The organism is Haloplanus salinarum (genome assembly GCF_009762275.1).
GTDB classification, from domain to species: Archaea; Halobacteriota; Halobacteria; order Halobacteriales; family Haloferacaceae; genus Haloplanus; species Haloplanus salinarum.
In genome coordinates this window covers 2,016,650-2,029,979 of record NZ_CP034345.1, presented here as the reverse complement: position 1 = coordinate 2,029,979, position 13,330 = coordinate 2,016,650, and the positions used below count along the sequence as shown (strand labels likewise).

12 protein-coding genes, 1 tRNA gene, 1 rRNA gene and 1 pseudogene are annotated in these 13,330 nt (G+C 66.3%); 6 read left to right on the top strand and 9 right to left on the bottom strand.

Translation table 11 applies throughout. The annotated features are described in order from the left end of the window. The first annotated feature begins 110 nt into the window (after positions 1–110). Both rrf and EI982_RS11825 read left to right on the top strand, forming a co-directional pair. Positions 111–232 (top strand): 5S ribosomal RNA (gene rrf / locus EI982_RS11830). 156 nt (positions 233–388) lie between these two features. Beyond that, a tRNA-Cys gene (locus EI982_RS11825) sits at positions 389–464 on the top strand. A gap of 104 nt (positions 465–568) precedes the next feature. Here EI982_RS11825 and EI982_RS11820 read toward each other — a convergent pair. The 3 genes and pseudogenes from EI982_RS11820 to EI982_RS11810 all read right to left on the bottom strand — a co-directional run bounded on the left by EI982_RS11820 (position 569) and on the right by EI982_RS11810 (position 2,349). Continuing rightward, positions 569–833: pseudogene (locus EI982_RS11820) on the bottom strand (hypothetical protein). Beyond that, positions 811–1,140: a hypothetical protein gene (locus tag EI982_RS18760; protein WP_233255225.1), complete on the bottom strand. Its 330-nt coding sequence runs from the start codon at positions 1,138–1,140 to the stop codon at positions 811–813. Before EI982_RS18760 ends, EI982_RS11820 begins: the two are co-directional and overlap by 23 nt. 408 nt (positions 1,141–1,548) lie before the next feature. After that, entirely contained in the window at positions 1,549–2,349 is an 801-nt protein-coding gene (locus EI982_RS11810) for an SWIM zinc finger family protein (protein ID WP_157689893.1), read from the bottom strand. A 681-nt stretch (positions 2,350–3,030) separates the two neighbouring features. Between EI982_RS11810 and EI982_RS11805 the strand changes: the two genes are divergently transcribed. Continuing rightward, a complete protein-coding gene (locus EI982_RS11805; protein WP_233255224.1) occupies positions 3,031–3,591 on the top strand; it encodes a hypothetical protein in 561 nt (186 codons plus the stop codon). 29 nt (positions 3,592–3,620) lie between these two features. On the opposite strand, the gene EI982_RS11800 is transcribed toward EI982_RS11805, so the two are convergent. The 5 genes from EI982_RS11800 to EI982_RS11780 form a co-directional block, all read right to left on the bottom strand. Then, positions 3,621–4,763 carry a tubulin/FtsZ family protein gene (locus EI982_RS11800; protein ID WP_157689892.1) on the bottom strand — a complete coding sequence of 381 codons (1,143 nt, stop codon included), beginning with the start codon at positions 4,761–4,763 and terminating at the stop codon, positions 3,621–3,623. Positions 4,764–4,810: 47 nt separating this feature from the next. Then, on the bottom strand, positions 4,811–5,992 hold the full coding sequence (locus EI982_RS11795) for a tubulin/FtsZ family protein (RefSeq protein ID WP_157689891.1): 1,182 nt from the start codon (positions 5,990–5,992) through the stop codon (positions 4,811–4,813). A 132-nt stretch (positions 5,993–6,124) separates the two neighbouring features. Beyond that, complete coding sequence (locus tag EI982_RS11790; protein WP_157689890.1) at positions 6,125–6,442, bottom strand: hypothetical protein; 318 nt, start codon at positions 6,440–6,442, stop codon at positions 6,125–6,127. A gap of 92 nt (positions 6,443–6,534) precedes the next feature. Then, positions 6,535–8,427, bottom strand: a complete 1,893-nt coding sequence (locus tag EI982_RS11785) for an ABC transporter ATP-binding protein (protein ID WP_157689889.1) — start codon at positions 8,425–8,427, stop codon at positions 6,535–6,537. A 24-nt stretch (positions 8,428–8,451) separates the two neighbouring features. Continuing rightward, the gene (locus EI982_RS11780; protein ID WP_157689888.1) at positions 8,452–9,924 is read right to left on the bottom strand and encodes a PAS domain-containing protein; all 1,473 of its coding nucleotides are present in this window, start codon (positions 9,922–9,924) and stop codon (positions 8,452–8,454) included. Positions 9,925–10,060: 136 nt separating this feature from the next. Here EI982_RS11780 and EI982_RS11775 point away from each other — a divergent pair, with 136 nt between their 5' ends. From EI982_RS11775 to EI982_RS11765, 3 genes are all read left to right on the top strand, one after another. Then, positions 10,061–11,065 (top strand): alcohol dehydrogenase, encoded by a 1,005-nt coding sequence (locus EI982_RS11775; RefSeq protein WP_157691173.1) that lies wholly within the window; start codon positions 10,061–10,063, stop codon positions 11,063–11,065. A 129-nt stretch (positions 11,066–11,194) separates the two neighbouring features. Further along, positions 11,195–12,628 (top strand): methyl-accepting chemotaxis protein, encoded by a 1,434-nt coding sequence (locus EI982_RS11770; protein ID WP_233255223.1) that lies wholly within the window; start codon positions 11,195–11,197, stop codon positions 12,626–12,628. A gap of 100 nt (positions 12,629–12,728) precedes the next feature. Continuing rightward, positions 12,729–12,902 (top strand): hypothetical protein, encoded by a 174-nt coding sequence (locus EI982_RS11765; RefSeq protein WP_157689886.1) that lies wholly within the window; start codon positions 12,729–12,731, stop codon positions 12,900–12,902. Here EI982_RS11765 and EI982_RS11760 read toward each other — a convergent pair. Then, a complete protein-coding gene (locus tag EI982_RS11760; protein WP_157689885.1) occupies positions 12,878–13,315 on the bottom strand; it encodes a dCTP deaminase/dUTPase family protein in 438 nt (145 codons plus the stop codon). The genes EI982_RS11765 and EI982_RS11760 overlap by 25 nt on opposite strands. Positions 13,316–13,330: the final 15 nt, after the last annotated feature.

Below are 13,330 nucleotides of genomic sequence, written 5' to 3'. Positions count from 1 at the left end.
GACCCGATTCGATTTGACCGTCGGGTCCAGGCGCTAACTGGATCGCACGTACGTACGGTTGGACCCTACCGGCATTGGCATCGCGACGGTTCGATTCCGTCGGTCGGCATGAAGGCGGCCAGAGCGGCGGGGAAACACCCGTACCCATCCCGAACACGGACGTTAAGCCCGCCTGCGTATCGGGCAGTACTGGAGTGGGCGACCCTCTGGGAGTGCCGATTCGCCGCCTCACCACTCATACTCACGTTGGCGAGCGACGGCACTGTCGCTCGCCGTCTTTCATACGTCGACCAGCGACCGCCACGCACGGCCGGTCGCTCCGTTCCGGACACATCACGCGACCGGCGACCGCTAGGCTTAAGCGCCGGACACCGATACTACCGACTGCGCCAAGGTGGCAGAGTCCGGCCTAACGCAGCGGCCTGCAGAGCCGCCCATCGCCGGTTCAAATCCGGCCCTTGGCTCTCACACGATCCCCTAAAGCCCAAGACGACTACGTCTTGGCGACTCCTCTTATTCCGAGGCGTTATGTACGATTATCGAGAGGAGTTTTCCAGGACGGGATCGACTACTCCGAATCGTCGTCGGACTCGTCGCTCGCTTCGAGGATCTCCGCCGCTACATCCGTTACGTGCTGCTGGTGGGCAACCGACGTCTGGACGCTTTGGGCTGCATCGAGCTGGTCGTTGACGACTGCGTTCTGCTGTGGTCCCCACGTCTCAGGGGGGTTCGGACTCGATGTATTCGGCTCAGCGCTTGACACCTTCGATGCGCTGCTCACGGTTGCGTTCGTGCTTCGCATCGAGGCGCTCATGCGCGTTTGAGTCGCTCATATTCGGCTTCGACGTCGAGTCGCGTTACCCACTCTTCGAGGCGGGGGACACTAAGACTTTCTTCGAAAAGGACGTAGAGGTGGACCGCATCCTCGACGTCCTTCTGCGCGCCGAGGTAGAGTTTGTATGCGATCTGGAGCTCTAAGGGGCCTATCGGAACTGTCTTTCCACCGATTCGGGCCGTTGTAGCGTTTTCGAGGGACGTGCGGTCGAACTCGTCGCGCGCGAACTTGACTTCGAGGTGCGGCGTGATCTGATCCGCTGGCGCGACCCAGATGTTATCCCCGTTGTCGAGCATCTCGTACATCGATGTGAGTGGTATTGCCGGTCCCCAGAACCCGTTCTCGTCAAGCGTCTCTGCGAGTTCGTCTGTGGTCTTCTCGTCGATCTGTTCGATGAGGACGTCGATGTCTTCGGTAGAGCGCGCCCGACCAGCGAGGATGGAAACGTATCCCGCGAGCTAAACGTGCTTGATGTCAAAGTGATCGAGCACCTCGGAGAACCCAATCGCCAACTCGTCGAGCTGATTTGGCTCACGCTCGAGCATGAGTGTTCCGTTCCGTAGCTCGATACCGCCCATGGAGGTTGGTTTGCAGGTGGGCGCATAAATTGTCGGGAGCCTCTAGTCGACTCCCGAGTCCGACTTTGGTTCCCTGCTCCAAGGATCGTTCGGAGCAGAGCGTCCGAATCGTTTCCCGTGCGGGGGATCGGACCGTCATCGTCGCTCTTCGAGGTCGCCGATCGCTCGGTAGAACTGCTCGGTGTTCGCTGATTGCTTCGACATCGCTTGATCTTCTAGCGCACCGATATACTTCTCGAACTCGTCTTGGTCAGAATCGGCCGCGAGCACGCACTCGACGTATCCGTCGAGGGCAGACTGCAAGGCTTTGGCGTAGTGGTCGTATGCGGCGTCGATCCGGCTTTCGTTATCGTCGATCCCCTCGAACAGCGCGCGATAGACGGCCGCGGCTTCCAGGTAGCGCTCGCGCTCGTGGTACTGCTCAGCCAACTCGAAGAAGTGCGAGAAGTCGATGGCGTCGGTGACGGCCGGATAGTCCCGTGTGTGCCGGTCGAACAGGTGCTCGATTTCGGTGCGATACTCTTCGACGGATTTGCTGGTGTCGGCAAAGCGTGCGAGGAACTGATCACGGAGATCCGGGTGTTCGGCGAGTACGTCGCGTAGGAATGGCCGGAGACCGTCGGCCGAGACGTTTTGGAGTACTGAGTCCACACGTCCGCTCTCGTCTCGGGGTGGATCGGCGGCAACGTCCAGCAACACTGCGACGACGTGTTTGCACTCGCCAGCATCATCGTAGGGACACGTACACCGGGCGTCGATGGTCTTTTCTCCCAGCTCGACGGTCACGTCGTATTGAGACGATCCCTGTACGACGGCGGTGACGACGTCGTCGAATCGTTCGATTCGCTGGATGCGTCTCTCCTTGCGGTACTTCTGCCCCCGCTCGAACACGGCATCAGTACACAGATTTCGGATGGTCGTTGCGTCGATGTTCATCCGTCAAGGCGTACTATGGAACTGCGGTCGTTTTGTTCCCTGGTCGTGTGGATGGCCTCCACCACAGTCAACCGCCGTCCCCGCAACAGTAGTACCGCGCTCTCGGATTGACTCGTATTCGGGCTTGAGATACGGCTCCCCCGAAATTCACCTCGTTTCAATCCTCGTACTATATGAAACACTGTTTAATTCGGGGCCCTTGGCTTTCTCGGCCGGTCCGGACTTCTATTTCACGCGCTGCACCGTCGACAGTCCCGTCAGTGGCGACGCCGTCGACCGCTGGCCGAAGCGTCGGAGTGGGTTCGTACGACAACACGAGCCGATGCCGACCGGTACCCGGGCGGTAGTGAGCCGGTCTCCGGCTCACCGTTTCGAGACGCGGGGGACGCGTGATGATCGATCCGATACCCCGGATTCGATGCCTACGAGGGGATAACGCGATGGCTACCAGCCCGACGCAGCCGAACAAAAACTGTTAACCATCCGATTGACTATCTTGGACCGATGCAGACGGAATCCGACCTCGTCGCTGCGGTCAGAGCCGATTTCTTCCGGCTGCTAACTGCTTGGCGTGAGCTTCTGTTCTCGATGCACTCGGCCAACCATCCGGTTCGAAATCAGTGGCGTCCCCGCACGACACGGGGTCGCCTCGCGTTCTGGATCTGGAGTGTACTGGGATCCGTGCTGATCGTCGGCGTGTATCCCTTCGCAGTCGTTGGGTTTTGGATTCGATACGTGACTCGACGGCTCAATCGCGTCGCGACAGGGCTGGGATTGCTCGCTATCGTCGCTGTCGCGGCCGTCGCCTGGAGTGCGCTGACGGCGCTGGCGTGGGGGAGTTTTCCGGCCGCCGGATTCAAGGCTGTGCTCACGGCAAGCGCGGTCGCAACGGTCTCGGCCGGGCTCGCGTGGGGAACCGCCCGCGCCGGTAGTCGGCGGGTGACGCTTCTCGCGGCGTATCCGTTCGCCGTCGCAGCGATCTTTCTCCCGCCCGTGACGGCTGCACTCTTTTCGCCCACGCTGGGTGCGATCATCTTGCCGAGCAGTACGTCGTTGGCCGAGTGGATCCTCGACAATATCCTAGTGGTCGGTGATCTCAGTGCCGTCATTCGACAGCAGTTCGACTTATCGGGCATCGCGTTCGTGGGGATGTGGTCCGGGCTTGCCGTCCCGATCGGGTGGGGACTGGGCCTTCTCGTCACGTTCGCGAACGCAGTCCGACCCCGCGACGATGGGGGGTGACGGTGGTCGGCCGTCGACGGGCCGGGCGATCAGGTCGACTCTTCGGGTGCCCGAAGTTCGTCAGTATCGCGGTCGTATTCGACCGCCTGTTGCTGTATCGCGTCGATCCTGGGCACCTCGGTGACGTTTGCGAGTAACACGACGGCCGCGACGGTCGACGAGTCGGGTCGTGGGTCGTCGCCGGCGAGTACCTCGACCGTGTCCGTCTCCTCCTCGAGCCACTGGCGGGCGCTTTCGAAGCCTCGTCGGGAGAGTTCGTCCGGGGGACCGGACAGCACGACGAGCACCCGCTCGGCGCTCGACACCTCACACGGCAGCGTCAGCTGTGAGTTGAGCGATTGCCGGACGAGGCTCTGGGTCTTTCCCGCGTCGGTCCGCTCGTCCGTCGTCTCGTTCTCTCGGCTCCCGACGAGGATCGACCGGAGCCACGACAGAAACCCGCCGCCGTCCTCGAGTTCGGTTGCGGCATAGCCGATCGATGCGACTCCCCCCGGCGAGAGCGTACGGATGATGTCGCTGGAGTCCAAGGTGTTCGCCCCGATCGACGAGGGATCGGCGTCGTCCCTGGCGAACAGCTTCAGGACTCGGGACGCCAGTTCGCGGTTCGCAGGCTCGTACGGATCTTCGGCGGCCTCGGCCTCGGTGCCGACCCATCGGTCGTTGTCGAATAGGAGGGTGCTGTCGGCCGCCGGCACGATCGACCGGAGCGAGCGAGCGGCGTTCAACGCCGCCTCGCCGCCGTCGTTCGCCCCCGGCAGGACGCCGAGGACGTACACCGGTTTGTCGTACATCTCCTGTAGCCGCTCGACGAGTACGGCGCCGGCGCCGCTTCCGGTGCCCCCGCCGAGGCTCGTCACGACCAGCATCCCGTCCAGTTTGCGCATGGTGATCGAGTCGAGGGCACGGTGTATCTCGGGAAAGTCGGTACGGGCAATCTCGACTGCCAGGTCCTGGTCGCCGTCGACGCCGTCCTCGACCTCGCGGTGTGTGTCGCCGATCGTCACGTGTTGTTCCTGCGGGATGTGATCGAACTCGTCGCCGACCGTTCGCGAGATATCGACGGTCATCAGGTTCCCGTAACACAGTTGTCGGTCGCCCTCGGCCTCGATACTGCGGATGGTATCGACGAGACGGCTCCCGGTACCGCCGATGCCGACCAGCGCGAGTTTCATCGCTGCCCTCGTTGCGGGGCCGGAGCGGGTGCGGTTCGAGACACGGTTCAGACGACGGGGTCGAGGTCGTCGTTCTCGTCGGTGATCAGGTCGTTGATCTTTTCCTCGCGGGCCGCCTGCTGTTCGGCGATCTGTTCCTGCGCGTCGACGGCCTGGTTCTGAAGCGTCTCGATCCGGGAGGCACCCGAGACGTTCGAGAGGAGTACGGCTGCCGCGAGCTGTGATGACTTCTCCCGTGGATCGTCGCCGACGAGTACTTCGACCGTTTCGGCTTCCTGTTCGAGCCACTGGCGGGCACTCTCGATCCCCTTTCGGGAGAATTCCTCTGGCGGTCCGGAAAGGACGACGAGCACCCGCTCGGCGCTCGACACCTCACACGGTAGCGTCAGCCGCGAGTTGGTCGCCCGGCGGACGAGGGACTTGATCTTCGTCGCCTGGCTGGCGTCGTCGAGGGGGTCGTCGTCGGCACCGCCGCCGCCCCACCTGTCGAGCAGGCCTTCGGGCTGTGCGTCGACCGCCGTGGCGGCGTAGCCGATCGAGGACACCCCGTCGGTGGCGAGCGTTCGGATGATGTCACTCGAGTCCATCGCGTTCTCCGCGACGTCCGTGTCGTCGGTCTCACCGGCTGCCAGCAGCGTCACGATCCGGGCTGCCAGCTCGCGGTTCATCTCCTCGTATCCCTCTTCGATCGTCTGGTCGCGGGCGCGCCAGGCGTCGTTGTCGAAGCCGATGAAGTTGTCCACCTTGTTGACGAACGACTGGAGGGAGCGGGCGGCGTTCAGCGCCGGGCGTCCACCCTCGTACTCGCCGGGGAGGATACCGAGGGCGTACACCGGTTCGTCGTACATATCTTGGAGGGCGTCGATGACGACCGGACCGCCGCCGCTCCCCGTACCACCACCGAGGCCTGCGGCGACGAGGATCGCATCGACGTTGTGGATCTCGATGTCGTCGAAGGCACGACGTATCTCGTCGATATCCGCCGACATGACTTCGGCACCGATCTCCACGTCTCCACCTACTCCGTGGCCCTTCGATTTCTGGTTCGTATCGCCGACCAGGACGCGCTGCTCTTCGGGGATGTATTCGGGCTTCGCGAGGTCCGTTCGGGCGGTGTTGATGGCATGGACGTGGCGACAGAGGTTCCGGTTGGTCTCGGATTCGAACTCGACCATCCGATCCACGACCTTGCTTCCGGCGTTGCCGACACCGATTGTAGCGAGTTTCATAACCGTCGGTCGTGTTGACTGTACGGAGGGGTATAGTTAATTTGGTTCGACAGCCGCTGCGCTCGGCGTTTCCGTTCGATCCACCGCACCGTCCGTGGGGAGACGGCTCCGGACGCGGTACGGACTCCGGTTTCAGGCCCGGTTCTCGGTGAGGGCGCGTTCGATACCCCGTTCGATCGCTGCGTCCTCGTCGGCACCGTCCTCGACGGCGGCCTCGTAGCCCGCGGTGAAGGAGTCCATCACGTCTTTCGCCAGTTCGCGGACGTCGGTTTCGGAGGGCTGGACGTTGTCGACGGCGGTCGAGTCGTCCCGTTCCTCGTCGACGATCCACACCTCGAAGGTGCCGTTCCGGTCCGGCGTGGGCTGGAACTTTACCTCGACTTCGACGGTCCGGTTCTCGTACTCCCGTCGGCCGGTCTTCAGCCAGCCTTCGGGTACTGCTCGGCTCATGGTCGCTACTGGGACCGTAACCGGGATAAGCGTATCCGTGCCACAGGGATCGATCGTCCCGGTCTACCGGTGGCCGTAGGCGACCGACGACGTCAGTCGTCGGCGGGTGTCCGGGCGTCGGCCTGTGCGTGCCAGAGGGCGGCGTAGTCCCCCTCGTCCGCCAGGAGGTCCGCGTGGCTCCCCGACTCGACGATCTCGCCGTCCTCGAGGACGACGATCCGATCGGCGTCGCGGATCGTCGAGAGGCGGTGGGCGATGACGAAGGCGGTGCGGTCCTCGACGAGGCGGTCGAGGCTCTCCTGGATGCGCTCCTCGGTTTCGGTGTCGACGTCGCTGGTCGCCTCGTCGAAGACGATGATGGCGGGGTCGTTGACCAGGGCCCGCGCGATGGCGAGGCGCTGGCGCTGCCCGCCGGAGAGTTTGACGCCGCGTTCCCCGACGAGCGTGTCGTAGCCCGCGGGGAGGTCGGTGACGAAGTCGTGGGCTTCGGCGGCTTTCGCGGCCTCGATCACCCGATCCCGGGCGGCGTCGTCGGCGTCCCGTTCGGCGGCCAGCGCCGCACGGTCCCCGTAGGCGATGTTCTCGGCGACGGTGCCCGAGAAGAGGTAGGGGTTCTGTTCGACGAGCGCGATCTCGTCCCGCAGGGCGTCGAGGTCGTACTCGCGGACGTCGACGCCGTCGATCCGGACGGCACCCGAGTCGACGTCGTGGAACCGCGGCAGGAGCTTCACCAGCGTCGACTTGCCCGCGCCGGTGGTGCCCGCCAGCCCGACGGTCGCGCCCGCGGGGACGGAAAGCGAGACGTCCCGGAGCACCGGCGCCCGGTCGCCGTAGCCGAAGGTCACGTCCTCGAAGGTCACGTCGCCGTCCACGTCGTCGGGGTGGTACGGATCGGGGGGCGAGGTGACCGTCGGCTCCCGCCCGAGGAGGCCGAACACCCGTTCGGCGCTCGATTTCGCGAGCTGGTACTTGTTCGCGGACTTCCCGACGCGACGCATCGGCGAGTAGAGCCGCCGGAGGTAGAGAAAGAAGAGGGCGAAGCTCCCGGCGGTGAGCGCCCCCTCGGCCCCGTTGATGTTGTCGAGGCCGCCGACGTAGAGCACGAGGACGAACACGACACCGGTGAGCAGGCGGAGGCCGGCGAAGAAGGCCCGCCTGATCCGCAGGGCGCCGACCTTCTCGTCGTGGTAGTCCTGGCTCCGCTCGGCGACCCGGTCGCGCTCGAACCCGTAGCGGTTGAAGCTCTTGATCACCGCGGCGCCGCCGAGGTTGTTCTCCAGGCGGGTGTTGAGGCGGGCGACCGACTCCCGGATGGACTTGTAGCGTGGCTCGATCCAGGTGAGGAAGCGACCGCTCGCGAGGCCGATGATGGGGACGGGCGCGAGCGCGATGGCGGCGAGTTTCGGCGAGTAGTGCCAGAGGACGACCGCGATGCCGCCGACGGTGGCCACGACGCGGATCACCTGCCGGAACTCGGTGTTGAGGAACTTCTCCAGTCGGTTGACGTCGCTGTTGAGCACCGACATCATCGCGCCGGTCTGGTGGTCGACGAAGAAGTCCATCGAGAGGCGCTGGAGGTGGTCGTAGGTGTCGTTGCGGAGGTCGCGTTGGATCTTCTGGGCCGAGGACTGGAGGAGGTACCGGGAGGCAAAGCGGGTGACCGACCGGAGGAGGTAGGCGAGCGCCCCGATGAGCACCAGCCGTTCGAGGAGCGCGACCCGGGCCGCACGCCCCACGATGGGCTCGGCCGGAAGCAGGCCGACCGTGGCCAGCAGCCCGGGGTCCGCAGGGCCGTTGATGACCCGATCGATGGCGGTGGCGACGAGGATCGGCGGGACCAGACGGGCGAAACGGGTACAGAAGGCGGCGAGGACGCCGAGGGTCAGACGCGGCCAGTAGGCTCGGGCGTAGGCCAGCAGGTTCACCATCGGGTGTCCGTCGAGCGTCTCGCTGACGTCCTCGAACCCCCCGTGTTCGTCGGCCATCGACGCGCGATACTCGACGGACGGTCAAGTACTGTGGGATTCCGGGTCGGCTCGCCGCAGTTCGACACGGAAGACGGCCCCCTCGGGGTCGTTGTCCTCGATCCGGACCGACCCGCCGTACGTGTCGACGAGGTTGTCGACGAGATAGAGGCCGAGGCCGCTTCCCGGGCTCTCCAGTCCCTTCTCGCCGCGGCCGAAGACCTCCCGCTTGCGCTCGTCGGGCACCCCGGGGCCGTTGTCGGCGATGCGGACGACGGCCGTCTCCGCGGTCACCTCGGCGCCGACCTCGATCTCGATCGCCGCCTTGTCGTTGTGGAAGACGGCGTTGTCGAGGAGGTTGCCGAAGACCGACGCGAGGATCGGGGTGGCCCACACGTCCACCGTGGGCAGGTCGTCGTCGCCGCGGATCGTGACTGACTGCGACCGGTAGTCGAAGTTCGAGCGCACGCGGTCGACCTCCGTCCGGAGCACCGGCGCCAGGGGGATGGCTTCGAGCTCCGGGTCGGCCGTCCCCAGGATGTCGACGAGGTCCCCCACTGCCTCGGTGAGTTCCTTGGTGTGGGTGGCGGCGGTCATGATCCGCTCGAAGGCGTCCTCGTCCGCCGGGTCGATCCGCTTGGCGAGTTCACCGCCCCACCCCAGCGCGACCGACATGTCGTTTCGGATGTCGTGGCGGACGATCTGGTTGAGGAGCGCGAGTCGGTCGCGCTCGGTTTCGAGGTCCCGCTCGGCCCGCTTGCGGTCGGTCACGTCCTGCTGGAAGCCGACGTAGTGTGCGAGTTCGCCCGCGTGGTCGTACAGGGGTGCGATGGTGACCTGGTTCCAGAACTCCTCGTCGTTCCGACGGTAGTTGCGCACTTCGACGGTGACGGGGTCCTGGTCCTCGACCGCCTGTCGCATCCGTGCGACCGTCTCCGGATCGGTGTCTGGGCCCTGGAGGAACCGACAGTTTCGCCCGAGGACCTCCTCGACGGGGTAGCCCGTGATCCGTTCGAAGGCGGCGTTGGCGTAGATGACCGGGTTGTCGGGGTCTTCGGGATCGGAGATGGTGATGCCGACGGGGGCCTCGTCCATCGCCCGCTCCTTGAGCTGGGAACTGATCCGCTCGCCCGTTCCCCCCTCCGTCCCCTCCCGTTCCCGGTCCGCGTGGTGCAGGACGACGAACCGGTCGCCGTCGTGAGTCACCGGCGCGAGGGTGATCCGGAGCGCGTCGCCGTCGGCGTCCGCCCGGTACGCGAGTTCGGTCCCGGCGTGGTCGTCGTCGAGGAGCGACCGGACCCGCGTCGCGACCGTCGAGGCCTGATCGTTCCCCGAACGGGCGAGCGTTTCGAGGTACGTCCGTCCCTCGTCCCCGTCGCGGGGGACCAGCGGGTGGTCGCGCTCCGCGGCGAACGCGCGCCACGCGGCGTTGGTCTCGACGATCCGTCCCGTCCCGTCCAGCACTGCGATCCGAGCGGGGAGCGCGTCGAGCACCTCGCGGGTCAATCCCGAATCCATGCTATCGACGTCACGTTCCCCCCCTCTGAGGCCACCGTATTAGAACTGTTCGCTCCGACCGCCGGTTGCGGGCGGCCTTGCCCCGAACGTGCGGGTTTTCCCGCGCCGTCCCGTCCTGACGGACATGACAGAGACGATGCGAGCGGCCGTCGTCCCCGAGGCCGGTGCCGACTTCGAAGTGGTCGACCGAGCGGTGCCGGAACCGGCGCCGACGGAGGTCCGTATCGCCGTCGACGCCTGTGGGATCTGCCACAGCGACGCCTTCGTCGTCGAGGGGACGTTCCCCGGCGTGAGCTACCCGCGGGTCCCGGGCCACGAGGTGGTCGGCCACGTCGACGCCGTCGGCGAGGAGGTTACCGCCTGGAGCGAGGGCGACCGCGTCGGCGCCGGGTGGCACGGCGGCCACTGTTTCACCTGCGATCCCTGCCGTCGCGGCGACTTCCTCCAGTGTGAGAACGCCGAGATCACGGGTCTGACCTTCGACGGCGGCTACGCGGAGTACGCGACCGTCCCGGGGGAGGCGCTGGCGGCCGTCCCCGAGGACCTGTCGGCCGTCGACGCCGCGCCGCTCCTGTGTGCGGGCGTCACCACGTACAACGCGCTCCGGAACAGCGACGCCCGCCCCGGCGACGTCGTCGCCGTCGTCGGCGTCGGCGGCCTCGGTCACCTCGGCGTCCAGTACGCCCACGCCGCCGGCTTCGAGACGGTCGCGATCTCCCGTAGCCCCGAGAAACGCGACTTGGCGCTCGACCTCGGCGCGGACCACTTCGTGAACGCGGCCGACCGCGACCCCGCCGAGGCGCTCCAGGAACTCGGCGGCGCCCGGGTCGTCCTCTCGACGGCCCCCTCCGCGGACGCCATCGAGTCGGTGCTCGGCGGCATCGGCACCGACGGCGAGGTCGTGGTCGTCGGCATCCCCGGCGAACCCGTCCCGACCGACGTCCAGCATCTGGTCGCGACCCGCGGTGCCGTCTCCGGGTGGGGCTCCGGACACGCCCGCGACTCCCAGGACACCCTCGAGTTCAGTTCCCTCCGGGAGATCACGCCCGTCGTCGAGACGTTCGCCCTCGAGGACGTGACCGACGCCTACGACCGGATGATGGAGAACGACGCCCGGTTCCGCGCGGTGCTCGACCTCTAACCGGCGCCGGCCGGGGGCACGCCAGTATCATTCTGGATAATCGATCCCCCAATTATATGCGACCGAACGTCCCTCTGGACGCTAGCGACGGCGAGACCCATGAGCACACCCAAACAATCGGAGCGACACGTGGCTGAGTTCCCCCTGTCGTTCGACGCGATAATCGGCCGGATCGGCGCACCTATCTTCATTCTCGACGCCGATCACGAGGTCGTTCTCTGGAATCGGGGGATGGTGGAGTTGACGGGGAGTACCGAGGCCGACGCGCGGGCGGCGGACTCGGTCGGCGAGGCGTGGTACCAGGACGGCCGTCGGGCCAAGACCCTCGCGGACAAGGTACTGGATGCCCCCCGCGACGCCCACCGGGAGTTCGACGTCGAGCGGATCGACGACGGCGACCACCCCGAATATCAGGACCGGAGCACGTTCACCGACACGCGCGGCGACACCCGACACATCACGTTCAGCGCGTCGCCGCTGTACGACGATGGCGAACTCGTGGGCGTGGTCGAACTCGTCAAGGACCGCACCGAGGAGGTACGCCGCCGGCAGCGAATCGAGGACCTCGTCGAAGAGGTCACCTCGGCCATGCACGCGATCCAGGACGGCGACCTGAGCGCCCGCGCCGAGTTCACCGCCGACGAGTACATCGACGAGGAACTGTTGACGGTCGTCGACTCGCTGAACGAGATGGGTGCGACCCTCGACGGCCTCGTGGCGGACGTGGACGACCAGACGCGGGAACTGCGGGAGATCACCCAGGAGGTCGCCGACAGCGCCACCCGGATGGAAGGGATCGCCGAGGAACAGGCCGACCGCACCGAGGAGGTCGCCGACGAGGTGTCGAACCTCAGCGCCACCGTCGAGGAGGTGGCCTCGACGGCCGACTCCGTCGCCGACACCAGTCGACAGGCCCGGGACCACGCCGAGTCGGGCCGGGAAGTCAGCCGGGAGGTCCGCGACGTGATGTCGTCGGTCCGGTCGTCGAGTCGGGAGGTTCGCACCGACGTCGACGAACTCAGCGGCACCGTCGACGAGATCGACGAGGTGATCGAAGTGATCAACGACATCGCGGATCAGACGAACCTGTTGGCACTCAACGCCAACATCGAGGCGGCCCGCGCCGACCACGACAGCGACGGGTTCGCGGTCGTCGCCAACGAGATCAAGTCGCTCGCCCAGGAGGCCCAGGACCAGGCGGGGGAGATCGAGTCGATGATCGTCGAGGTCCAGCGACGGACCGAGGGGACCGTCGACAGCCTCGAAGCGACCGAGTCGGAGATCGACGACGGGGTCGCGGAGGTCGAGTCGAGCATGGCGAAACTCGACGAGATCGTCGAGGCGGTCGGCGAGGCCGTCGCCGGTATCCAGGAGGTGTCGACGGCAATGGACGAGCAGGCCGCCAGCGCCGAGGAGATCGCCGCCATGGTGGACGAGGCCCGCGACCGCGCCGATCAGGTCGCCGAGGAGGTCGCCGAGGTGGCTCGCGCCGCCGAGCGCCAGACCGAGAAGGTCGCCGAAATCGAACGCAGCGTCGGCCAGTTGCGCGGCGACGACCACTAGCCTGCGGCCGATCTCCGACAAAATCCGCCGTCACCGAAACGCGGTAGTGACCACCGTTCCTACCGGCGCGGCGACTATGGACCGACGTGCAACACTCGGTATGTCGTTCGCCGAACTGGTCATGGCACGGGTCGGGCAGGGAGTCGGCGCGCTGTGTTTCCTCTTTCTCCTGCCGATCCTACCGTTCCTCGCCGTCGCGGCTCTCGCCTCGTCGCTGGTCCGGTCCGACCCCGACCACCCCGAGCCCTCCTACCGCCCCGACTGGGCGGAGTGAGGCCGGAGCGTCGACACCCGCGCGTTCTCCTTCAGGTAGAGGCCGCCGTCGCTCACCGAGAGCGGCATCCGCGGGAGCGACGTGACGACCCGCGTCGGGTGGGAAGCGCCGCGTTCGAGCACCGCCTCGCGGGTCTGGAGTAGTGCGGGACCCGCCGTCAGGGACTCGTTGTATTCGATCAGGTACTGGCCGCCGTCGAGGTGCCACCAGCCGTAGTCGTCGTCCGGGCGACGCGTGCGGGTCTCGTGGGGGCGGGTTCGCGCCGGTTCGAGTTCGCCGCCGCCGAAGTCGATCCGGCCCGCGTCGTCGACCACGTACACCGCGCCGGCGGTGAGGTCGATACCGTCCTCGTGGATCTGCGTCTCCTCGTGGAGGAGGCCGTCGACGGCCGTTCGGAGGTCGGGCGCCGTCATGTCCGAGTCGTGGGC